Below are 22,112 nucleotides of genomic sequence, written 5' to 3'. Positions count from 1 at the left end.
CGCCCCGCGCGGGGCCATTCATATCGATTTTCAGGCGCATCTGCATGACCCGGCCAGACCGGGGCGTGCAGATGCGCCTTTTGGTCTGCGTCCTGTTGGGCGCGTTTTGCCGTGTCCCGGTCAGCGGCCCTGCCAATCACCCTGTCAGTCAAGAACGCGGAAGGCGGCGGACCCGGTCCGCCCCTGGCTGTCCGTGACCGAGACGGTGTGTCGGCCCTCGGTCATGGGCCAGAAGAGGGTGGCCGCGCCTGCCGCTGTTCCGGCGAAATGGCCGTCCACATACCACCACAGGGGCTGGTCCGGCTCGCCGGACGCGGCTCTGAGCGCCACCTGCTGATGGCTGGCGGGCGCGTCGTGGCGCAGCACATAGGGGGTGTCGGACGAGGGCGAGAGGATGACCGGACCCCTGCCGCCCGGCACGTCGCGGCACAGGGGCGAGAGGCCGGGCGGGCCGGGCGCGGGCTTGCCTTGCGAGGCGAGCCATGCGGCCAGTTCCGGCGGGAGCGACTCGACCACCAGCGGCACGGCCCGGCGGCTGGCGTCGGTGGTCAGGCAGCTCCCCTCAAGGCGCAGCCCGGTGGCTTTGTCCACCAGGATGCGCCGGTGCTCGGCGCAACGGGGCAGGGCCAGGGTCGGCCCGGCCAGACTCTCCACGGTGTGCGGGCAGTCTGGTCCGGCAGGCAGGCCGCTGGTGGCGCACAGGGTCACGGTGCGCAGGGCCGGGGCTTCGGCCAGATGCAGATCACGGCCCGGCTCCTCCAGGGCGCGCAGCACGTCGAAGAAGAGCGGCCCGGCGTGGGTTGCGCCGGAGATGCCCTTGACCGGCGCGCCGCTCGGGTTGCCCACCCAGACGCCCACGGCCAGGGTCGGGCCGAAACCCACGGCCCAGGCGTCGCGGTGGCCAAAGGAGGTCCCGGTCTTCCAGGCCGCTGCCGGGCGGTCGCGGGTCAGCCGCCAGGAGTCGGGCATGTCGGGGCGGGTCACTCCGGTCAGCATCCCGGCCACCACCAGGGCGGCCTCGGGCGTGAACAGGGGCGTGCCCGGCCCTTCTCCCGTGTCCGGGGTAATCCGCCAGGGCCGGTGTTCCCCGCCCTGGCCCAGCGTGGCGTAGACATTGGTCAGGTCGATCAGCCGCACCTCGCACGCGCCCAGAGCCAGGGGCAGCCCGTAGCTGGCCGCCGGGCGGTCGATGGTCTCCAGCCCGGCGCGCACCAGCAGGGTGTGGAAGTCATGCAGCCCGGTCCGGGCCAGCAGCCGCACCGCCGGCACATTGAGGGAGCGGGTCAGGGCGTCGGTCACGGTGACCCGGCCCGAAAAGGTTCCGGCATAGTTCTCCGGCGCGTACCCGGCATAGTCCACGGGCACGTCCAGCAGGCGCGACTGGGGCAGGGCCACCCCCTTGTCAAAGGCCAGGGCGTAGAGAAAGGGCTTGAGGGTGGAGCCGGGCGAGCGGGGCGACAGGGCGTTGTTGACCTGCCCCTGGTGGCTGTCGTCGTGGAAATTTGCGGACCCGGCCAGGGCCAGAACCTCGCGGGTGCGCCGGTCAAGGACCGCCACCGCGCCGTTGCTGATGCCAAGCCCGCGCAGCCGCTCCACGTGGCGGGCCAGGAGCCGCTCCACGTTCCCCTGCCGGGCGAGATCAAGGGAGGTGGTCAGACTGGTCTCGGCCCCCAACCGGCTCCGGGCCAGCAGGCAGAAATGCGGGGCGAGCATGGGCGAGGGTCTGCGCTGGGCCACCATGGGCTGGCGCATGGCCCGGCGCGCCTCGGCTTCGGGCACGGCCCCGCGCTCGGCCAGCAGGGTCAGAACCCGGTCGCGCACGGCCATGGCTGCCTGGGGGTGGCGCGAGGGATCGTAGCGGTTGGGGGCGCGCGGCAGCACGGCCAGCAGGGCGCATTCGCCCAGCGAGAGCCGGTCCGGCGGCTTGCCGAAATAGATGCGCGAGGCCGCGCCCACACCCACGATGTTGCCGCCAAAGGGCGCGGTGTTGAGGTAGGCTTCGAGCAGTTCGGTTTTGGAGTGGGCCAGGGTCAGTTGCAGAGCGCGAAAGGATTCGGCCAGTTTGGCCCCCAGGGTGCGCGGGCCGGGCGCGGCCATGCGCGCCAGCTGCATGGGGATGGTGGAAGCGCCCGAGACCACCCGGCCCGAGACCGCGTTGGTCCAGGCTGCCCGGAGCACGGCCAGGGGGTTGACCCCCGGATGGACGAAAAGCCAGCGGTCCTCGGCCTCGACCAGGGCTGTGACCAGTTGGGGCGAGACCTGGTCCAGGGTCACCGGGAACCGCCAGCGGGTGTCCGGGGCCGGGAAGCGGCGCAGCTCGATCCCGGTGCGGTCCAGTATCCGGGTGCCAGAGGGCGCGTCGAGCCACCCTGGCGGGAGCGGAAAGAGCGCATTCAGGAACAGGAACGCCAGCGGTCCGGCCAGGGCAAGGGGGGCCAGGGCGCAGGCCAGACGCGCCCACCACCGTGTGGGCCACCTCATGCGGCCCGGCACTTTCCGGGCCATCGCCCGAAGCCGGTGCATCAACCAATGCATGCCGGGCTACGGCTCCCTGGTCACGGTCACGCTGCCCGGCGCGTCTGCGGCCATGATGGCCGGGTTGTACATGGCCTCGGCCTGGACCGGGGGCAGCCCGTAGCGGCCCGGCGTCACGGCCCGCAGCTGGGTGTAGCCCGCATACCAGCCGGTCCGGGGCAGATCGGTGAAGAAGAGCACCCGGTCGTCGCGCAGGTCCTGATGCCCGGTCAGGGGCAGTTCGTTGTCAGCGGCCAGGGGCGCGGTCTCGGTGGTGTCCAGGCGCGGGTTCTCCACCTCCAGCCCGGCGGGCAGCAGGCACTGGAGAACCACGTTCTCCACGCCCTGGCCCGTGCTGCGCAGCTCGGTCTTCATGATCACCAGCGCGCCCTGGGGCAGGCTGGAGAGGTCTGCCGGTGCGCCGCTTCGGTCAAGGAAGGTGCGCCGGACTTCAAGCCCGTGGCTGGCCGGGACAAGGCTCTCCGGCACGGGTACGCCGCGAGTGGTCACCGACCAGTAGACCGTGGCGTTGCCCTCGGCCTGTCCACCCTCCGCAGGTTCCGCCAGTTCCACCCGCAGGGGCGCGTCGCTGGTGTCTGTTGTGGCGGTCACGCTTGATGCGTCGGCAAAGGGGGCCGCCCACTCCCCGGCCATGATTCGGCCTGTCAGGGGCGCGGGGCTGGCCGCGGCCAGGGTCTTGCCCAGGGCCGCGAAGGCAAGGCCGTTCTCCTGGGTAGTGCCCCAGTCGGGCGTCTCCATGCGTCGGGACACGTCCGCTGCCAGCTGGGGCAGCAGCGGATCGCTGGGCGCGGCCTCGGCCAGGGCCAGGAGCATCAGGGCCGCGTCGCGCAGGCCGGAGCCCATGCGCCCGCCCGGCTGGCGGCCATCGGCCGGAACAGGCCGGGTGGCGAGCAGGGTGTTGCACGAATCCATGTCGCCCGCCAGGGCGTAGCTGGCCGCGATCAAGGTGCGGGCCAGGGGCGAGAGGGCGGTTGCGCGCCGGTCGCGCAGTTCGTCCATGGACCCCCGGTCGGCCTGACCGGCCAGGGCGAGATCAAAGAGGGCGTAGGCCGTGGGGTCGAGGTCTGAGCCGCGCGCGGTGGCCAGATCGGCCATGTGGTCCAGGGCGCGCTCCAGCATGCCGGGCGAGGTGTAGCCCGCGCGGGACGCCTCAAGCAGGAAGTGGGTGACGTAGGCGCTGACCCAGGGCGAGCTCTCGCCGCCGGGCCACAGGGCAAAGCCACCGTTGTCCGCCTGCATGGACAACAGCCGCATGATGGCGGACTGGACCATGAAGGCTGGGCTTGTGTCGCCGGAGAGGGAGGGCGCATACTGGCGGGCCAGCTCGCCGAACCGGATCAGGGGGAAGGCCTGGGACGCGGTCTGCTCGGCGCAGCCGTAGGGATAGGCCAGGAGGTTTTCGAGCTTGCCTGCGAACCGGGCCAGGGGCAGCCCGCCCAGGACCGCCTCGCGGGTCACGGTGCCGGGCACGAACCCGGACGCTGCCGGGACCAGCTCGTCGGACTGGCCCGTGAGTGCGCCGAAGGCCAGCTCGCGGCGAAAGGGCGAGACCGGGCGCACGGGCAGGTGGGTGACCACGCGGCGCGTTTCGCGTTTCCCCGTGCCAGTGGCCGCAATAGGAGCCGAGGCCGTGACCGTGACCGTACCGTCGCCGCCCGCGCCCGGCAGGGCCGAGACCGGCAGGTACACGGTCTGCTCCGTGCCCCTGGCGATCTGGAGGGTGACCGGCGTTGCCGTGCTGGTCAGCGCGCCCGTGGCCGTTACCTCCAGGGTGATGGCGTCAATGCCGGATGTCGAGGTGGCGTTTGAGTCGGTATTGCCGGAGCCGATGCCGAGATCGTTGCGCACGGTCACGGGCATCTCGATTTCGTCGCCAGCGGCCAGAAAGCGCGGCAGGGTGGGGCTGACAGCCAGGGGCGAGCGCACCCGGACCATGGCCCGGCCCGTGCCCAGCCGTTTGCCGTCAAGGCCCACGGCCACCACGCGCAGCGCGCCCTGGAAGTCGGGCAGGGTCACGCTCCAGCGCACGGTGTTGTCGTCGCCCACGGTCAGCGGGCCGGACCAGAAGGCCACGGGCGTGACCCGGCGGATGCCCTCGGTACGCATGAACTGGCTCTCGGCCAGCATTTCCATGCCGCCACCCGGCGTGGCCGCGCCCATGATTCGGGCCAGATCGGGATAGAGCATGGCAAAGGTGTCGTAACTGGTCACGCCCAGGGCGCGGCGGGCGTAGAAAAAGCCGAACGGGTCCGGGTCGTCCGCGCCAGAGAGCTGCATGATGCCCTCGTCCACCGCAGCGATGGTGATCACGGCGTTGGGCCTGACGTGCTTGTCCAGGCTGACCTCGATGTCAAGCGCGGTCTCGGGCCGGACTTCGGCGGGCGCGCTCACCTTCGGGTCGAGCTTGTTGGCCAGGGTGTCCACGGCCAGGGGCGCGGCCCCAAAGGCGCGGCCCACCGACCCTTCGGCCACGTCCGACGCCTTGCGCACCAGCAGGGCGGTGACGTGGACGTTGGGGCCGTAGGCCAGTTTGACCGGAAACACGGCCTCGCCGGTATTGCCGGTCAGGTCGATGATCCGGGTGTCGCTGACCGTGTCGCCCTCCACGGCCATGAGCAGCCGTCCGGGGAAGGGGGCCCGGATCTGGACCACCGCGTTGTCGCCGGGCTGGTAGTGGTCCTTGTCCAGGACCAGCTCGATGCGGGCCGGGTTCTCCAGGGCCCAGGGCGAGTAGCCCCAGCCGCCGCAGAAGAACGTGGCCACGCCCGATGCGCCGGAAGCCCCGGATGACGGGGACTCAACAGTGTCGATAAGCATCCGGTAACTACCGTAGTCAGGCGGGGTGAAGCTGACCGAGCCAGGGCCGGTGCCAGCAGGCACGACTTGCTCGGAGATGAGTTCCGGGTCGTTGACCGATTCGTAGCGGTAGCCGCCGGACGGGGTCAGCCGGACAGCGGTGCGCCAGCGGTCGCGGTAGAGCCGGGCCGAGAGCGGCCCGTGGGCCGCAGGTGCGCCGTCCGGGGTCAGGGCCACGAAATCAAAGGTCACGGGCTTGGCCGGGGCAAACCCTTTTTTGTCCAGGGCGCGCACGCCGAGGTAATAGGGATGGGGGTGGACCACCACCCGCTTGCGGGCCGTGACCCCGCGTCCGCCGGTCTCGCTGACCCGGCCCAGGATGATCGCCTCCAGGGCCGCCGGGGGGGCCAGGCCGTCGGGCATGGGGATGACAAAGGACGCCTTGCCCGCGTCGTCCAGGGTTGCCTCCTGCTCGAATATCTCCTGCTGGGCAAAGTCCGCGTCCGGGTCGCCGAAGACGTACTCCTCAAATCCCTTGGCCGTGAACGGGGCCGCGCGGAGCAGGACGCGGGCCGTGACCGGCAGGTTGGCCGCTGGCGGGCCGAAAAGATAGCTGGCCGTGACCCCGGCCCGCACCTCCTGGCCGGGCGCGTATACCGTGGTGTCCGTGGTCACCTCCGCCGCGATCCGGTCCGGGATGAATTCCTCGACCTTGAACCGGGACGAGCCGATGACCGTGTCGCCCGCCAGCAGCTCCAGGGTGTGGTCGCCAGTCAGGGCGTAATCGGCCACGTCCAGGGCAAAGGGAGCCAACCCCGTGTCGCCGCTGTCCAGCCGCAGCCTGCGCACCTCGCGGCCACGCGGATCGCGTTGGACCAGGACCAGGGGCATGGGCGCGGGCGCGGTCAGGTCGTCCTTGCGGATGACGGCCACTCCCTGTGCGGTCTCGCCGGGCCGGTAGAGGTCGCGCTCGCCGTAGAGATAGGCGCGCAGGCCTGACTGGGGCGCGGTCACGCCCGTGACATCGAGCCCGGTGGTGTCCACTGCCGAGCGCGAGAGCAGGAGAAAGGCGAAATCGTCGTCGCGCTCGGCCAGGATCATGAAGGGCGCGCCCGCGCCCCGGTCCGGGGTTGGCGGGATTTTGGCTGCGCCGCGCTCGTCGGCCACGGCAGTGCCCAGCCGCTGGTTCTTGTCGCTGATCAGGGTCAGCCGGGTGCCGGGCAGGGGGGCCAGGGAGGTGTTGGACACGGTCCAGATCAGGAAGCCGTCCGCGCCCTGCTTGGCTGTCAGGCCGATGTCGGTCAGGGCGAGCCACCGCTTGACGCCCGACTGGCCCGGAATGGTCGCGCTGACCTTGAACAGGCCGCGCTCGCCTGCCCGGATGGAGTCGAGCCGCACCGGCACGCGCACGGGCTTGTTGCGCTCGCCGTCGGTGCGCAGGGTGGCCTCGAAGATGGTCCCGCCCAAGGTATAGGGCACGCCGGAGTAGTCCCACTGGTCCTCGAACAGGCGGCTGCCGTACTCGCTGAGCATGGCAAAGAGGTTGTTGGGGTAGACCCGGTCCACGCGCAGTTCCACGCGGTCCGTGTTGACCGCCTCCAGGACCAGCCCGGCCCTGGCCGAGCGCGGCAGGAACAGCCCCGTGCCCACGAAGTCCGCGCTTGGCGTCACGTCGGGCACGGTCAGGGCGGCGGACTCGGTCTTGTCGAGCAGGGCGCCGTCGGGCGCGGTCAGTCCCTGGCGGATGGTGACCGTGTAGCGGGTGCCGGGCGCGAACCCGCCGGACAGGATCAGGATCGGGCCGTCGGCGGACAGGGAATGGCTGGTTTCGGGTTTGACCGTGACAAAGGGCGCGGCCCGGCGGGCGTCCATGGGCGTGGAAAAGGTCAGGCGGATGCCGGAGCCGGTTGGCGACGACCAGGCATCGGCCCCGCGATAGGCCAGGACCGGGTCGAGCCGCACCGGGATGGAGGCCGTGGTGTCGCGGCCCAGGGCCAGGGCGGACCCGGCCATCTTCAGGTCGCGCGAAACGGTCAGGACATAGGTGCGCCCTTCCACGGTCTTGGCTACCGGGTCGGAGCGCAGCTCCAGGTAGCTCGAACTCCACGAGGTCATGGCCGAAAGCGGCACCTCGCTGCCGTCACTCTGGTCCGCGAGCCGGACATGGGCCAGGGCGTCCTCCGGCGACACGGCCCCGGTGAAGCTGAGGGCCGCCACCATCACCGCGCTGCCCGGCGCGTCGCCCACCCGCTCGGCCAGGTCCACGGACGACACGGCAAACGAGGCCGTCCGGACCGTGAAGGTGCGCTCTCCTGCCAGCTTCAGGGCCGGGGCCAGCTCCACCGTGTATTCGGCGTCCTCGGCCAGCATCTGGCGGGCCGTGAACCGGAGCAGGTAGGGGTTGCTCCAGGTCCACTCGCCGTCCGCCTGGGGGGTGAGGGTGGCCGCCTCCCCGGCGGGCACGGCCTGGGTGTCTGCCGGGCCGTTCAGCTCCACCTCGATGCCGGAGCGGCCCGGTCCGACCCGCAGCTCGCTGACCGCCAGTTGCCCGTCGCCGGGCAGGGATGGGGATCGGGCGATCCAGACCGCCTGGACAGTGACGATGACGGCAAGGGCGGCGATGACCAGGGTCTTCAGCTTGGCGGCGTTCATGGCGCTTCTCCGTGTTTCTCGATGTGACGGGGTGTGTGTTCTGCCCCTCTTTGGTTCCTGAATACGGCGTATCACAGCCGGGTCGGCTGTGCCAGGGTCGCGAGTTGCCGGGTCGTCCTTGCGGTTGTTTGATAGCGTGTCGGGTTTCGGACGATGCGGTCGCAGAGTCGGCAAAACCCGCGCAATGCCTGTCTTGACACGGGGTGTCTCTTTCGCCACTGTCCGTGAAAGCACCCCGTGAAAACAAGGCGTCGATCCCGTCGGGGTCGGCATATCCCCGCCACAAGAGATGAGGAGCCGCATGCGCGACGAGCCCATGTCCTGTCCCGATTCGCGTCTGGGGCATTTGTGTCCCCGCGCCTGTTCGTTCAGCGGCCCCTGTCCGCGCGTCCTCCGTCACCCGGCTGCCCTGGGTGCCGGTTCCTGGAACCCACTGGCATGACAAACATTCTTTGCGTGCGTTCGCGTCTCGTTGTGCTGTGTTTTCTGTGCCTGCTGCCGGTGCTGCCGGGCTGCGGCCCGGACAAGAAGGCGCCCCAGGCCGACAAATCCGTGCCCGTGACCGTGGTGGCCGTGGTCCGCGAGGATGTGGACTACACCCTGGGCGCGGTGGGCAACGTGGTCCCGCTGGCCTCGGTGGAGATCAAGTCGCGGGTGGGCGGCATCATTGAGGAGCAGCTGGTGGTCAACGGACAGGACGTGCGCAAGGGCGATTTGCTCTTTCGCATTGATCCGCGCTCGTTCGATCTGGCCGTGCTCGAGGCCGAGGCCCGGCTGGCCAGGGACCGCGCCCATCTGGTCAAGGCGCGCGAGAACCTGCGCCGCTACTCGACCCTGCGCGACATGAACGTGGTCGCCCAGCAGCAGTACGACGACACCTATGCCGAGGCCACGGCCCTTGAGAATACCATCCGCCTGAACGAGGCCACTCTGGCCCAGTCCCGGCTGGACCGCGAGTACGCGGCCATCACTGCTCCCATCTCGGGCCGGGTGGGCATCATCCAGGTCAACGAGGGCAACGTCATCAAGGCCAACGACGACCGCACCCTGTGCGTCATCAACCAGATCCGGCCCATCAATATTTCCTTTGCCCTGCCAGAGCGGTTTCTGGGCGAGGTCATGGACAGGCTGGCCCAGGGCGAGATGTCCGTGGAGGTGACCCCCTCCGGGTCCCAGACCGGTCCGGTGACCGCCCGGCTGGCCGCTGTGGACAACGCGGTGGACACGGCCACCGGCACCATCCGCCTGCTGGCCGCCTACCACAACGACGACAACCGGCTGTGGCCCGGCCAGTTCGCCCGGGTGGACCTGACCCTGCGCACCATCGACGATGCCCTGCTGCTGCCCACCAGGGCCGTGATGCAGGGGCTTGGCGGGTCCTATGTCTATGTGATCAGGCCAGATGCCTCAGACCCGGCGGCAGGCGTGGCCGAGGCGCGCGACGTGGTCTCCGCGCACATCCTGGGCGAGCGTACCGTGGTCAGCGCGGGCGTGGCGGAAGGGGAGCTGGTGGTCCTTGACGGTCAGGTCTCCCTGGCTCCGGGAGCAAAGGTCTCCATCAGGAAGGCCAGCCCCGATGCGATGGGCGCGGCAGTGGTTTCCGGCACAGCGCCCCCCGCCGCAAAGGCCCAGGGGACTGCCCAATGAGCCTGTCCGCCCTGTTTGTGCGTCGCCCGGTCATGACCACCCTGGTCATGGCCTCGATTCTCATCTTCGGCGTCATGGCCTATTTCCGCCTGCCGGTCAGCGACCTGCCCAGCGTGGACTTTCCCACCATCCAGGTGCAGGCCCAGTTGGCCGGGGCCAACCCGGAGACCATGGCCTCGTCCGTGGCCACCCCGCTGGAAAAGCAGTTCTCCACCATTGCCGGGCTCGACTCCATGACCTCGGTCAGCAACCTCGGGTCCACCAACATCACCTTGCAGTTCGACCTGGAACGCAACATCGACGACGCGGCCCTGGACGTGCAGTCGGCCATCACCACGGCCCTGCGCAAGCTGCCCAACGACATGACCCAGTCCCCCAGCTTCCGCAAGGTCAACCCGGCGGACTCGCCCATTCTCTACCTGGCCCTGTCCTCGCCCACCATGCGCCTCTCGGATGTCAACGAGTACGCCGAGAACGTCATGGCCCAGCGCATCTCCATGGTCAGCGGCGTGGCCCAGGTCATGGTCTACGGTTCCAAGAAGTTCGCGGTCCGCATCCAGCTCGACCCCGAAACCCTGGCCTCCAAGGAGCTGGGCGTGGACGAGGTGGCCGAGGCCGTGCGCCAGGGCAACGTCAACCTGCCGGTGGGCACTGTGGCCGGACCGGCGCGCGAATACGTGGTCCGCTCCAGCGGCAAGCTCATGAGCGCGGACGACTACCGGCCCCTGGTGGTTGCCTGGCGCAACGGCTCCCCGGTTCGCCTGGGCGAGGTGGCCCAGGTGCTCGACAGCGTGGAGGAGACCCGGCGGCTCAACTGGTACAACGGCACGCCGGGCATGGTCCTGGCTGTCCAGCGCCAGCCCGGCACCAACACCGTGGAGGTGGTCGAGGCCGTGCGCGCGCTCCTGCCCGCGTTCCAGGCCCAGTTGCCCGCAGCCATCACGCTCGACGTGCTCTACGACCGCTCCCAGTCCATCAGGGAGTCGGTCCACGAGGTCAAGTTCACCCTGGCCCTCACGGTCATTCTGGTCATCCTGGTCATCTTTCTCTTCCTGCGCCGCGTTTCGGCCACGGTCATTCCGAGTCTGGCCCTGCCCATGTCGATCATCGGCACCTTTGCGGTCATGTATCTGGCCGGGTTCAGCCTCAACAACATCTCGCTCATGGCCCTGACCCTGTCCGTGGGCTTTGTGGTGGACGACGCCATCGTCATGCTCGAAAACATCGTCCGCCACACCGAGATGGGCAAGACGCCGATGGAGGCCGTGCTCGACGGCTCGCGCGAGATCACCTTCACCATCGTCTCCATGACCATCTCCCTGGCCGCGGTCTTCCTGCCCGTGCTCTTCATGGGCGGCATCGTGGGGCGGCTCTTCCACGAGTTCGCGGTGACCATCTGCGCGGCCATCCTCATTTCCGGGTTTGTCTCGCTGACGCTGACGCCCATGCTCTGCAACCTCATCCTGCGGCCCAACCGGGTCGAGCGCCACGGCAGGCTCTACAACGCCTTTGAGCGCGGGTTCGACGCCATGCGCGACACCTACCGCGTCACCCTGGACTGGACCATCCGCCACCACCGGCTGACCATGCTCTTCTCGTTTGTTGTGCTGGCGGCCACGGTCTACCTGTTCCAGGTCATTCCCAAGGGCTTTTTGCCCAGTGAGGATATCGGCCAGCTCCAGGTCACCACCGAGTCCGAGCAGGGCGTGCCCTTTGAGACCATGGTGGCGCGCCAGAAGCAGCTCATGGAGATCGTGAGCAAGGACGAGGCCGTGGACGGATACATGTCCGTGGTGGGCGGCGGCGGGCCGAACCGGGGCAACAACTCGGGCCGGCTGATGCTCAGCCTCAAGCCGCGCGACGAGCGGACAGATGACGCGGACACCGTGCTCCAGCGGTTGCGCCGCGAGCTCTCCCAGGTGCCGGGCATCCGCGTGTTTCTCAGCAATCCGCCGCCCATTCGCATCGGCGGGCGCGCTTCCAAGGGGCAGTACCAGTACACCCTGCAAAGCCCCAACACCGGGGAACTGTTCAGTGTGGCCGCCCAGGTGGAAGAACGCATGCGCGCCATCCCGGAGCTTCAGGACGTGACCTCGGACATGGAGTTCAGCAACCCGGAGCTGCACATCACCATCGACCGCGACAAGGCGTCGGCCCTGGGCATCACTGCCTATCAGGTGGAGGATGCCCTGGCCACCTCGTTCGGCAACCGCAAGGTGTCGAGCATCTACGCGGCCACCGACACCTATGACGTGCTCATGGAGCTGGCCCCGGAGTATCAGGCCAACCCCGCGGCCCTGGCCATGCTTTCGGTGCGCTCCCAGTCCGGCAGGCTGGTGCGCCTTGAAACCCTGGCCACCTGGAAGATGGGCGTGGGACCGCTCTCCATCAACCACTCCGGCCAGCTGCCCTCGGCCACCGTCTCCTTCAATCTGCGGCCCGGCGTGTCGCTGGGCACGGCGGTGGACAAGGTCGAGGCATTGGGGCGCGAGCTGGTGCCCGCATCCGTCAGCACCAGCTTCCAGGGCGAGGCCCAGGCCTTCCAGAGCTCCATGACCGGACTGTGGGCGCTCATGGCCCTGGCCGTGCTGGTCATCTATCTGGTGCTGGGCGTGCTTTACGAGAGCTTCCTGCACCCGCTGACCATCCTCTCGGGCCTGCCCTCGGCGGGCGTGGGCGCGCTGGCCACCCTGATGGTCTTCGGGGTGGATCTCAACATCTACGGGTTCGTGGGCATCATCATGCTCATCGGCATCGTCAAGAAGAACGCCATCATGATGATCGACTTCGCGGTAGAGGCCCAGCGCAAGGCGGGCACCGACGCCCGCACTGCCATCCGCGAGGGCGCGCTCATCCGCTTCAGGCCGATCATGATGACCACCATGGCCGCGCTCATGGGCACCCTGCCCATTGCCCTGGGCATGGGCGCGGGCGCTGAGGCCCGCAGGCCGCTGGGCCTGGCCGTGGTCGGCGGGCTCGTGGTCTCGCAGCTCCTGACCCTCTACTTCACCCCGGTCTATTACATGTACCTCGACTCGGCCCAGCAGCGGCTGCGCCGGTTCTTCAGGCGCGGCATCGAGTAGCTCCGGGCCGCTGTCCCATGGCAATGGAAAGGGGCCGGAACGACTCGTTCCGGCCCTTTCCCTGTCTTGCGGCTCGGGGTGGCGGCGTTGTGTTTCCGGCAGCCTTTCCTTGACATTGCAACAGGATCACTGGAATTGTGAAAAGAAGAACGAGATTTAGACAATCAGGTTACGCCTGCCCGGTCGCTTTGCCTCGCGCCGGGAGAAAAGGATATTCATGATCCCGCGCATTCCCCGCATCTTCTTCGATCCGTCGGACCACCGGCTGCTCGGCATCGTCAATGACGTGCTCGACCCTGAGAAGCGCCCCGGACGGGACGTCAAGACGCTGCTTGAGCCGTATCTGCATCCGCACGGCATCAAGACCCTGGCCTCCACGGGCAATCTGCGCATCGCCTATGCCGTGGTCAGCCTCATTGGCTCGCTGGAGACGGGCCGGGCCGGGGAGCGGCTGCAATCCCTGCGCGCCCTGCGCGACGAGGTGCTGACCTCGCCCACCGGCCCCATGCGCCGCAACACGGCCCGGGTGCTCATCCAGATCATGAAGGAGCTGGTGCGCGCCAAAAGCGGCAGCCTGGAGCAGCTCAAGCTGGCCCACGAGTTTCGGGTGGCCGCCACGGGAAAGCCGCGCATCATCCTGGCCCAGCTCAGGAAATACCACCTCATGGAGATGCCTGAGGAGTGGAACCAGGTCGCCTTTGACGACCGGGTGCACGACGCCAACACCAAGGGGCGCAAATCGCCCACGCACCTGATCATGGACGCCTGGATCAAGGGCATCCGGCGGCTGACCGTGGTCCACTACAACTTCGTCAGGCCGGATGTGGCCCGCGAGTTGCTGGAATCGGCCCGGATCATGGGAGTCGAGGTCCATGTGGGGGTGGAGCTGGCCGCCCGGCACCGCGACCGGTTCGTGAACATCATCTGGGAGCCCAAGGGGTTTACCGAAGACGGCGACTACCTCCGGTTCCTGGAGTCCGAGCCGGTGCGCGCGTTCATGGACCAGGGCCGCGAGGTCTCCCTGTGCCGCCGCCGGTACGTCTATGCGGTCCTGGAGTCCTTCAACCGCAACCACCGTTCGTCCATCATGCGCGAGTTCGGCCTGGACCTGCCCCGGCTGGAACGGGCCGATTTCGATGGGTACGTTGGCTCTGGACAGCCCTCGTTGGTTCACCTTGGCGGATTCATCCACAAGACCGCCCTGCCGCTGATGCGCGAGCGCGTGGCTGTCCTGCGCCAGGAATTCGCCCAGACCGCCGATCCCGAAACCCGGCGTGACATCGAGATGCAGGTGGACGCCCTGGACGCCCTGGACGCCGACACCTTTGTGCAGCGCTATCTGCTGCCCGGCGACAACCCCGGCCTGCCCAACCCGCTGCTGCCCGCAACGGACGATCCCGAACTCCTGACCCTGTCGCCTCTGGAACTGATGACCCGGCTGCGCGGGCTGCATTCGGTCAACCGGTTCGTGCTCAACACCGTGGACCTGACCCAGGCCGACGTGATCGAGCTGCTTTACGACTGCCGGGGGCTCATCAACCATCTGGAGTTGTTCAGCCTGCGCGATCTGGTGGACAACCGGTTCCGCGACGGCAAGGCCCTGGGCGAGCTGCGCGAGGCTCTCAACTCCGGCGATGTGGTGGCCCTCAAGCGCATCATCCTCGACAACATCGACCAGCTCTGCCTGGGCGAGATGGACTGCAAGGCCGAGAGCGACGAGGCGGTCAAGCTCCGGGAGATCCTCTCGGACATCAACACCCTGGCCGGGCTGTATGCCCACAACCACCTGCACACCTGCATCGGCAGCGGGTCCACCGGGCACTCCTCGCGCAACTTCGGCATGGGGTTCGCCATTCTAGAAACCCTGCCAGTCCGGGCTGTCAGGGCCTTGCTGCATCGCGCGCGCGGTTTCCGGTCCCTGTGCCTGCCCGTGGCCACCACCGTGCGCGAGCGGCACACCTACACCCCCAGGAGCGCGGTCACGCCCCTGGGCCGGGCCGCGATCACGGTGCTGGGCCGCGTGCCCCTGCTGCGGCGGCTGGTGCGCAGCCGCGAGGTGGACTACCTCTCGGAGCACACCCGTGTCACGCCGGGCCGGTGCGGCAACCTGGTCATGCTCGGCGGACAGGTGGACCCGTCCAACGACCTGACCCTGTCCGGCGAGGCGGTCCGGGAGCGGGCCGAACGTCTCACGCCCTTCTACCTCAACACCACGCTGCGCAACTGGCTCAAGGTGCTGGTGGGGTTCATCCCCGCCTTCCTGACCTTTTCCTTATCCCAGGACTGGTGGCTGCTGGCCTACTTCGGGGCTTTCATCTGGCTGGGCATCACTGCCGGGCGCAACGTCATCCAGTCGGTCATGGGCGGGGGCGGTTTCGGCAGCCTGTCGCTGCTGCGCTGGCACCAGTATGTCAACTGGAGCCGCATCGCGGACTCGCTCATGTTCACGGGATTTTCCGTGCCGCTGCTGGACTGGCTGTGCAAGTCCGTGCTGCTCGACGCGGGATTCGGGATCACCACGGCCACCAATCCGGTCCTGCTCTACGCAGTCATGGGGGTGACCAACGGCCTCTATATCTTCAGCCACAACGTCTTCCGGGGGCTGCCCGGCAAGGCGGCCTTCTGGAACCTTTTCCGCAGCGCCCTGTCCATCCCCCTGGCCGTGGGCTTCAACTGGGCCGCGGGCGGGCTGCTGGCCTCGTTTGGCGTGGCAGCGGTCGATCCGGTGCTGCAACAGTGGGCCGCAGTCATCTCCAAGCTGGCCTCCGACTGCGTGGGCGGCGCCATAGAGGGGCTGGTCGACCGGGGGGCCAATGTCCACATGCGCGTCTGGGACTACCGGGGCAAGATCGCCCAGGTGCTGTCCGTGTATGCCCGGCTGGAGGGACTCTTCCCGGAGCGCGACATGCAGCGCATGATGGCCGATCCCGGAACCTTTGTGCGCGAGGTGCGCGAGCTGGAGGCGCGGCGCGGCATCAAGGAGGAGCTGGACAAGGCGGTCATGCTCAACGCCCTGGACCTGCTGACCTTCTGGATGTACCAGCCGCGCGCGGCCACGGCGCTCAAGGCTCTCCTGCGCGAGATGAAGCCCGAGGAGCGGCGCATCTTCTTCGTGTCCCAGCACGTGCTCATGCGCGAGCGCGACGTGTCGCAGCTCTTCGTGGATGGCATGGTGGGCAAGAATTTCTCGCGCGCCCTGTCCTTCTACCTCATGCGCTACCCCGGCTACCTCAGGGCCCTGGACGCCATGCTCCTGCGCCTGGGCGGATCAGGGTCTTCCGGCCAAAGGCCGGTGGCTGCCGGAGATGAGGCGGACTAGTCGGCGGGAAGCGGGCTCGACCCCGAAGAATTTCCGGCCTCAAGGGCGCGGCGGAAGAGGGCAAAGGCTGCGGGCGCGGCCTGGCCCAGGCGGGGCATGTCATTTGTGAGCATGGCCTGCATGATCAGCCCCTGGATGGTGCCGATGAACATGGCCGCTGCCGAGGGCGCGGCCACCTCGGACGCCACTTCCCCCTGGGCCTTGCCCTGTTCAATCACCTTTTCAAGCATCTTCCGGTAGTCGGCCAGCATGGCCTGGACCGTCTCCATGGCCTGGGTGCGCCCGGTGCGCTGCAACTCGCTGAAGACCAGACGCGGCACGCCGGGGTATTCCATGGCGAATTCCAAATGGGCCGTGAATGCTGCCTCCAGCGCGGCCAGGGGCGTGGCCGCCTGGTCGGCGGCGCGTCGCACCCGTTCCAGGATCTGCCCGGTCACCCAGTCCATGGTCGCCTGCCAGATGGCGTCCTTGGACGCAAAATGGCGGAACAGCGCGCTCTGGGCCAGCCCCATGCGCGCGGCAATGGCCGCAGTGGTAATGTCCGCCGGATTGGTGGTGGCGGCCAGCTCCAGCACGGTCCGGACGGTCATGGCCCGCCGGTCATCCGCGGGCAGGTATCGGGGCATGGTCTTCATGCGTGTTTCCCCAAAAAAAGTGATTGCCTGCTCACTTTGTTTTTGTCATACAGGATTGGAAAGGATTCGGGAGCCCGGCGGCACCTTCGGCGGTCTGGAGTTCGCAATGCGCTGTCGCAAGGGTGTTATTTTTTTCGAACAAATTTCCCAAGACACCGATTTGATGGTAATGGTCTACAAAATTATCTGCAACGCCGGGCGCAGCCCGCTGCTCCTGGGGTCACCAGAATGAGGTTTGATTCCGAGGTCTCAAGGTACAGCATTGTTCCATGTTCGAAAAGGAGGGGAGGGAGGATGATTTTCAAGAAAGACGACCCTGGCGGTCGAAGGTGGCTCTACGTCCTGCTGCCAGCCATCGGCGGCATCGTGCTCACCGTGGGCGTGGCCCTGGCCATGCATACCACGGATCAGGCCGTGTTCTGCGGCAGCTGCCACTCCATGGCCGAGGCCGCGCTGACGCACAAGAAATCGGTCCACGCCAAACTGGCCTGCAACGAGTGCCACGCCCCGTACAACCTCGTGGTCAAGATTCCGTTCAAGTCCAAGGAGGGCATGCGGGACATCTACGTGACCGCCACCAGCACCATTCCCGATCTCATCCATCCAGGCGGCGAGACCAAAGAGGTGACCCAGGCCAACTGTCTGCGTTGTCATGCCGAAACTACCTCCACGGTGGTCATGCAGAGCAAACAGTATTGCACCGACTGCCACCGCCATGTGCCCCACATGCCGAAAATCCCCGTAGCCGAAAGGAGCGCCGCCGATGCGTAGAGTCATACCCCTTTTCGCCCTGCTGGCCGCCCTGTGCGCGCTGGCTCTGGCTGCCTGTTCCGAGGTGTCCGAACCCGAGACTCCGGTGTTCAAGACCAAACTCTCGGTGGACGAGCGGTCGAACTCCAAGTTCAAGCCGGAATTCCCGCTGCACTACGAGACGTATCTTCGGAACAACGAGTCCGAGATCATGACCGAGTACGGCGGGTCCGTGGCCTACAGCAAGAACGACAACGTCAACCCGCTGCCCGAAGGGTACAAGCACGCCCAGCCGTACCTGAAGAACCTCTGGCTCGGCTATCCCTTCAGCTACGAGTACCGCGCCGCGCGCGGCCACACCTATGCCATGAAGGACATCCTGCACATCGACCGGCTCGACCGCTACAACGAGAAGGCCGGGCTGCCAGCCACCTGCTGGAACTGCAAGACCCCCAGGATGATGGACATGGTCAAGGAGTACGGCGACGACTTCTGGGCCAAGGATTTCAACGAGTTCCGCGAGAAGTTCGACCTGGACGAGGACACCATCGGCTGCGCCAACTGCCATGACCCGACCAACATGGAGCTGCGCCTCTATTCCGAACCCCTCCAGGACCAGCTCAAGGCTGAGGGCAAGGAGTTCAAGGATCTGCCGCGCAACGACAAGCGCGCCCTGGTCTGCGGTCAGTGCCACGTGGAGTACTACTTCACCGACGTGGGCATGGGTCCGGCCAAGAAGCCCGTGTTCCCGTGGGCCGAGGGCAAGGACCCGGAAGAGATGTACACCTACTACAAGTCCCACGGCAACGGCGAGATTCCCGGCTTTGAGGGCAATTTCGTGGACTGGGTCCATCCCGTGTCCAAGACGCCCATGCTCAAGGCGCAGCATCCCGAGTACGAGACCTGGTTCAACGGCGTGCACGGCGCGGCTGGCGTGAGTTGCGCCGACTGCCACATGAGCTATGCCCGTCTGGACGGCAAGAAGAAGATATCCAACCACCACTGGACCTCGCCCCTCAAGGACCAGGACATGAAGGCGTGCCGCCAGTGCCACACGGACAAGTCGCCGGAATACCTGCGCGAGCGCGTGCTCTACACCCAGCACAAGGTCTGGGAGCAGCTGCTCACGGCCCAGGAAATCTCGGTCAAGGCGCACGAGGCCATCCGCATGGCCGCCGAGTTCGAGGGCGACAAGCCCGCCGATTACGACCAGCTGATGATCGCCGCCCGCGAGATGTGCCGCAAGGGCCAGTTCTTCTGGGATCTGATCTCTGCCGAGAACAGCGTGGGCTTCCACAACCCGACCAAGGCGCTCGACACCCTGGCCAAGTCGCAGCAGTACAGCCAGAAGGCGGTGGATATCGCCATCCAGGCCGCTGCCTTCACCACTGCCGAGGCCCTGTCCGGCGACATCAAGGAGCTGGTGCCCCCGATCCTGGAGCACAGCCGCAAGCTGCAACAGAGCCCGGAGCACATGGCCAGCCACACGTGGTTCAAGTATATCCCGCTGCTGCCGGAAAAAGAGATGATCTGGGATTCCAACACGCGGCTCGTCCCGCCTGCCGCCGGGAGCTGATGTTCCCTGGCTGACGATAACTGATCGTTTATTGAAAAGATCGGGATTCCGGCATGATGCCGGTGTCCCGATCTTCTTTTGTCAGGCGCGGTGGCGCGGCGGGATCAATGGTCGGCAGCGGGCAGGGCAGCGGCCCGGTTCAGGTCTGCCAGCAGGGCGTCGAGGTCCAGGCCGTAGGTGGCGGCCACGCTTTCGAGGGTCTCGAACAGGGCCGCGCAGAGCAGGCAGACCCCGGCCTGCCCGTCGCGGGAGCGGAAGACCGGCTCGGTGGCCGGGTGGGCGTGGACCACGTCCAGCAGGGTCATGGCTCCGGTGATGCCGGACGCGTTCATGGCCGTTCCTCTCATTGGTCCATGGCCAGGGTCTGGGTCAGGGCGCGGGGGATGTGAACGATGATCTCGGCGATGCGCGAGCCGGGGTTGGGACGGGCCAATTGCCCGGCCAGCCTGTTGGTCCTGGCCGCCAGGAGCGCGGCCCTGGCCACGGGATGCCCGGCCTGGACCAGGGCGGCGGCAATGCCCGCCACCGTGTCGCCCGTGCCGCCCATGGCCTCCAGGGTTTCCTCGCACGGGCTGTCCACGGTTTGCAGCACGCCGTCTGCGTCGGCCACGTGGTCCACGCTCCCCTTGACCAGCAGGCAGCGGGCCGCGTTGCCCGCCTCGTAGGCCCGGCGGATGAGGTCAGGCACGTTGTTGTCCTCGTGCAGAATGAAGCCCCGCGTATAAAAAGGGTGCGGTGCGGCCTCGTCGGCCAGGAAGGCCAGCTCCCCGGCGTCCGGGGTGAACAGGTCATAGGCCGGGGCCTGTCCGCTCATCTTGGCCGCGTACATGAAGCCCGCGTCTGCGATGAGCCGTGGCCGGACCGCCATGGCCTCCACGGCAAAGAGGACCTTGTCGTGCCACATCACGTCGGGCATCAGGTAGTGGAAGACCAGGGTGGCGATGGTCAGGCCGGGCAGGGTGTCTGCCAGATGGGCGTACAGGGCGCGGCTGCCGTGGCCCAGCCCCTCGTCGCCCACCAGAAAGGCGTGGGGCGCGGGCAGGCCCAGCGTGGCGCAGGCCGCGCAGGCCGAGGCCAGCAGGGCCGGGGTGCCCCGGTCCGTGGCGATGCGCTGGCCGGACACGGTCAGCGCGTTGTTCTCAAGGATCGCCTCGCCCTGGATCACCGGCAGGGCCGGGTCCGGGATGGTGCCTACGACGGCGAGCATAGCCGCTGCATCTCCTCAAAGGCCAGCCCCAGCGCGTAGCCACACAGGGTATGGCCCATTTCGCGCGGGGACGGGGCCTGGTCGAGCCGCAGCCCGATGAGCCGCGCGGCCAGATAGGGCACGTCCGGGCAGCCGCCGCCCGAGACATTGACGATGATCCCGGTGCGCTTGTCCACGGTCAGCTTCATGTTGGCGGCCCGGACCATGAGGTGGTCGCCGAAATCCTTGACCTGGAAGAGGTCCACCGGAGTCAGCAGCGGCCCGGTCACCGGGATGGCGTCCAGGGGCGCGACCCCGGCCTTCTCAAGGTGACGCAGGATGTTCAGCCCCTCCATGAGCGGGTATTCCACGGCCAGATCGCAGCCGGTGCGCACCTCTGGCGGCGGCCCCTTGACCGCCACCTCGAACCCGGCTTCCCGCAGGGTCTTCTCGGCCCGGATGACCTCACTGGTGTTCTCGAACAGCAAAAGCCCCCGGTCCGCCCGTAGGGTGGTCGGGCCGGAGGTCTTTTGGCGGAGAAAGGCGAGAAGTCCCAAGGCTAGTCCTTGCTGATGCGTATCGTGTACTCTCCCCCGGCTTCGGTCACGGAGTCAAGAGTCCATGCCTTGGCCTGGACGGCCCGGCAGACGTTCTCCTTGGAGGCTTCGGTGTCCACCAGGATTTCGAGGTTGCCTCGGCCCATGGCCGCGATCTTGTTGAGGGTGTCCAGAACCGGCTGGGGGCATGACAGCCCGCGTGCGTCAATGGTGTTGCTCATGATCCTATCTCCTTAGGCTTTGGCGCGCATGGTCAGGCCGAAGTAGAGGCATACGGCCAGTCCGATGAACACGGCGGCGATGCCGTGGGGACCAACTCCGGCGGGCGAGCTGGCCAGACCGAAGTTGTGGGCAAAGGCTGCGCCCACGATCATGCCGAACACGAAGACCGCAGCGTCGCCATCGCCCTCGCCCGCCAGGAAGAGCTGACGACCAGGACAGCCGCCCGCCAGGGCAAAGCACCACCCGGCCAGGAGCATGCCCGCGAAGTTCCAGACCTGCTGGGTGTGGGCCACGGGCTGGCCCTCAAAGCCGATCTTGACCTGGCCGAGCAGCGCGTTGACCACCGCGGCGGCCACCAGGAGGGCGATGACGCCCAGGAGCAGGTGCGTCTGTTTGAACAGGATCACGTCGCGGAACGCGCCCATGGTGCAGAACCGGCTGCGCTGGGCGATGAAGCCCACGAACAGGCCCACCAGCAGGGAGATGAACAGGGGCGCGTGCATGGCGCCGGGGCCTTTGATGCTGTAGAAAAGCACGCCGCTCTTCAGCTCGCCCTGCACCTGGGGCGAGGCGAGCATGAGGGCCAGCAGCCCGGCCATGCACAGGGGGAGCAGCAGCCCCACCGAGAAGTGCGTCTTCTGGGCGCGGCCCAGGGTATAGCCCTGGCGGAAGAAGAGGGTGCCGATGAAGATGCCGGCGATGAGTCCGAGGATGCCGAAGATCGCGCTCAGGTCGCCGCCGGCCAGCCGCAGGATGGCCCGCCACGGGCAGCCCAGGAAGACCAGCGCGCCGATCATGGCAAAGGCGCCGAGCACGAAACGGGCCACGGGCGCGGACCCGGTCCTGGGCCGAAAGTCGCGATAGACCAGGGCCGCCAGCAGGGAGCCGAGGACAAAGCCGATGATCTCCGGGCGCAGATACTGGACCACCTCGGCCCGGTGCATGCCGAGCGCGCCGGTAATGTCGCGCTCGAAGCAGGCCACGCAGATGCCCATGTTACCCGGATTGCCCCAGTATTGCAGCAGCGGGGCGAGGATGCCGATGGCTAGGCCAACGGCGATGATGCCCGCTCGTGAGGAAAAGAATGTCTTCATGGTCCCCCTCGCTCGTGTTGGACGGTTCGCGCCGGGCGGCTCCCGACGCACGGGAAAATT

General features: G+C 67.8%; 14 protein-coding genes. 6 read left to right on the top strand and 8 right to left on the bottom strand.

The window, feature by feature from the left end; all coding sequences use genetic code 11:
* Nucleotides 1-144 precede the first annotated feature (144 nt).
* Nucleotides 145-2,481: a penicillin-binding protein 1C gene (pbpC, locus tag DAES_RS16345; RefSeq protein WP_041271484.1), complete on the bottom strand. Its 2,337-nt coding sequence runs from the start codon at nucleotides 2,479-2,481 to the stop codon at nucleotides 145-147.
* Nucleotides 2,482-2,541: 60 nt separating this feature from the next.
* Complete coding sequence (locus DAES_RS16340; protein WP_013516148.1) at nucleotides 2,542-7,983, bottom strand: alpha-2-macroglobulin family protein; 5,442 nt, start codon at nucleotides 7,981-7,983, stop codon at nucleotides 2,542-2,544.
* A gap of 438 nt (nucleotides 7,984-8,421) precedes the next feature.
* On the opposite strand from DAES_RS16340, the gene DAES_RS16335 reads away from it, so the two are divergent.
* The 3 genes from DAES_RS16335 to DAES_RS16325 all read left to right on the top strand — a co-directional run bounded on the left by DAES_RS16335 (nucleotide 8,422) and on the right by DAES_RS16325 (nucleotide 16,032).
* Nucleotides 8,422-9,630: an efflux RND transporter periplasmic adaptor subunit gene (locus tag DAES_RS16335; RefSeq protein ID WP_013516147.1), complete on the top strand. Its 1,209-nt coding sequence runs from the start codon at nucleotides 8,422-8,424 to the stop codon at nucleotides 9,628-9,630.
* A complete protein-coding gene (locus tag DAES_RS16330; RefSeq protein WP_013516146.1) occupies nucleotides 9,627-12,713 on the top strand; it encodes an efflux RND transporter permease subunit in 3,087 nt (1,028 codons plus the stop codon). Before DAES_RS16335 ends, DAES_RS16330 begins: the two co-directional genes overlap by 4 nt.
* 217 nt (nucleotides 12,714-12,930) lie before the next feature.
* Nucleotides 12,931-16,032 (top strand): hypothetical protein, encoded by a 3,102-nt coding sequence (locus DAES_RS16325; protein WP_013516145.1) that lies wholly within the window; start codon nucleotides 12,931-12,933, stop codon nucleotides 16,030-16,032.
* Here DAES_RS16325 and DAES_RS16320 read toward each other — a convergent pair.
* Nucleotides 16,029-16,667, bottom strand: a complete 639-nt coding sequence (locus DAES_RS16320; protein ID WP_013516144.1) for a TetR/AcrR family transcriptional regulator — start codon at nucleotides 16,665-16,667, stop codon at nucleotides 16,029-16,031. The two genes, DAES_RS16325 and DAES_RS16320, sit on opposite strands and share 4 nt — an antisense overlap.
* On the opposite strand from DAES_RS16320, the gene DAES_RS17735 reads away from it, so the two are divergent.
* The 3 genes from DAES_RS17735 to DAES_RS16310 all read left to right on the top strand — a co-directional run bounded on the left by DAES_RS17735 (nucleotide 16,657) and on the right by DAES_RS16310 (nucleotide 18,993).
* Entirely contained in the window at nucleotides 16,657-16,899 is a 243-nt protein-coding gene (locus tag DAES_RS17735) for a hypothetical protein (protein ID WP_157864887.1), read from the top strand. The genes DAES_RS16320 and DAES_RS17735 overlap by 11 nt on opposite strands.
* A gap of 62 nt (nucleotides 16,900-16,961) precedes the next feature.
* On the top strand, nucleotides 16,962-17,438 hold the full coding sequence (locus DAES_RS16315; protein ID WP_013516143.1) for a cytochrome c3 family protein: 477 nt from the start codon (nucleotides 16,962-16,964) through the stop codon (nucleotides 17,436-17,438).
* Nucleotides 17,431-18,993 (top strand): ammonia-forming cytochrome c nitrite reductase subunit c552, encoded by a 1,563-nt coding sequence (locus tag DAES_RS16310; RefSeq protein WP_013516142.1) that lies wholly within the window; start codon nucleotides 17,431-17,433, stop codon nucleotides 18,991-18,993. Before DAES_RS16315 ends, DAES_RS16310 begins: the two co-directional genes overlap by 8 nt.
* A 104-nt stretch (nucleotides 18,994-19,097) precedes the next feature.
* On the opposite strand, the gene DAES_RS16305 is transcribed toward DAES_RS16310, so the two are convergent.
* The 5 genes from DAES_RS16305 to yedE are packed head-to-tail and all read right to left on the bottom strand — an operon-like array spanning nucleotide 19,098 to nucleotide 22,103.
* Nucleotides 19,098-19,325 (bottom strand): DUF1858 domain-containing protein, encoded by a 228-nt coding sequence (locus tag DAES_RS16305; RefSeq protein WP_013516141.1) that lies wholly within the window; start codon nucleotides 19,323-19,325, stop codon nucleotides 19,098-19,100.
* Between the two features lie 11 nt (nucleotides 19,326-19,336).
* Nucleotides 19,337-20,200 (bottom strand): NAD(P)H-hydrate dehydratase, encoded by an 864-nt coding sequence (locus tag DAES_RS16300; RefSeq protein WP_013516140.1) that lies wholly within the window; start codon nucleotides 20,198-20,200, stop codon nucleotides 19,337-19,339.
* Nucleotides 20,185-20,736, bottom strand: coding sequence for a DUF3343 domain-containing protein (locus DAES_RS16295; RefSeq protein ID WP_013516139.1), 552 nt, complete (start codon nucleotides 20,734-20,736; stop codon nucleotides 20,185-20,187). The genes DAES_RS16300 and DAES_RS16295 overlap by 16 nt, the downstream gene beginning before the upstream one ends.
* A 2-nt stretch (nucleotides 20,737-20,738) precedes the next feature.
* Nucleotides 20,739-20,957, bottom strand: coding sequence for a sulfurtransferase TusA family protein (locus tag DAES_RS16290; RefSeq protein ID WP_013516138.1), 219 nt, complete (start codon nucleotides 20,955-20,957; stop codon nucleotides 20,739-20,741).
* 12 nt (nucleotides 20,958-20,969) lie between these two features.
* Nucleotides 20,970-22,103, bottom strand: a complete 1,134-nt coding sequence (gene yedE / locus DAES_RS16285) for a YedE family putative selenium transporter (RefSeq protein WP_269077518.1) — start codon at nucleotides 22,101-22,103, stop codon at nucleotides 20,970-20,972.
* Between the last annotated feature and the right edge of the window lie 9 nt (nucleotides 22,104-22,112).

Source organism: Pseudodesulfovibrio aespoeensis Aspo-2 (assembly GCF_000176915.2).
Lineage (GTDB): Bacteria > Desulfobacterota > Desulfovibrionia > Desulfovibrionales > Desulfovibrionaceae > Pseudodesulfovibrio > Pseudodesulfovibrio aespoeensis.
Note: the sequence above shows the minus strand (reverse complement) of the source record. Positions and strands in the feature narration are given on the sequence as shown.

Coding starts and splice junctions, on each gene's coding strand:
- DAES_RS16320 (WP_013516144.1), bottom strand. CDS start 16,667: ATGAAGACCATGCCCCGATACCTGCCCGCGGATGACCGGCGGGCCATG.
- DAES_RS16340 (WP_013516148.1), bottom strand. CDS start 7,983: ATGAACGCCGCCAAGCTGAAGACCCTGGTCATCGCCGCCCTTGCCGTC.
- DAES_RS16315 (WP_013516143.1), top strand. CDS start 16,962: ATGATTTTCAAGAAAGACGACCCTGGCGGTCGAAGGTGGCTCTACGTC.
- DAES_RS16325 (WP_013516145.1), top strand. CDS start 12,931: ATGATCCCGCGCATTCCCCGCATCTTCTTCGATCCGTCGGACCACCGG.
- pbpC (WP_041271484.1), bottom strand. CDS start 2,481: ATGAGGTGGCCCACACGGTGGTGGGCGCGTCTGGCCTGCGCCCTGGCC.
- DAES_RS17735 (WP_157864887.1), top strand. CDS start 16,657: ATGGTCTTCATGCGTGTTTCCCCAAAAAAAGTGATTGCCTGCTCACTT.
- DAES_RS16330 (WP_013516146.1), top strand. CDS start 9,627: ATGAGCCTGTCCGCCCTGTTTGTGCGTCGCCCGGTCATGACCACCCTG.
- DAES_RS16305 (WP_013516141.1), bottom strand. CDS start 19,325: ATGAACGCGTCCGGCATCACCGGAGCCATGACCCTGCTGGACGTGGTC.
- DAES_RS16335 (WP_013516147.1), top strand. CDS start 8,422: ATGACAAACATTCTTTGCGTGCGTTCGCGTCTCGTTGTGCTGTGTTTT.
- DAES_RS16300 (WP_013516140.1), bottom strand. CDS start 20,200: ATGCTCGCCGTCGTAGGCACCATCCCGGACCCGGCCCTGCCGGTGATC.
- DAES_RS16310 (WP_013516142.1), top strand. CDS start 17,431: ATGCGTAGAGTCATACCCCTTTTCGCCCTGCTGGCCGCCCTGTGCGCG.
- DAES_RS16290 (WP_013516138.1), bottom strand. CDS start 20,957: ATGAGCAACACCATTGACGCACGCGGGCTGTCATGCCCCCAGCCGGTT.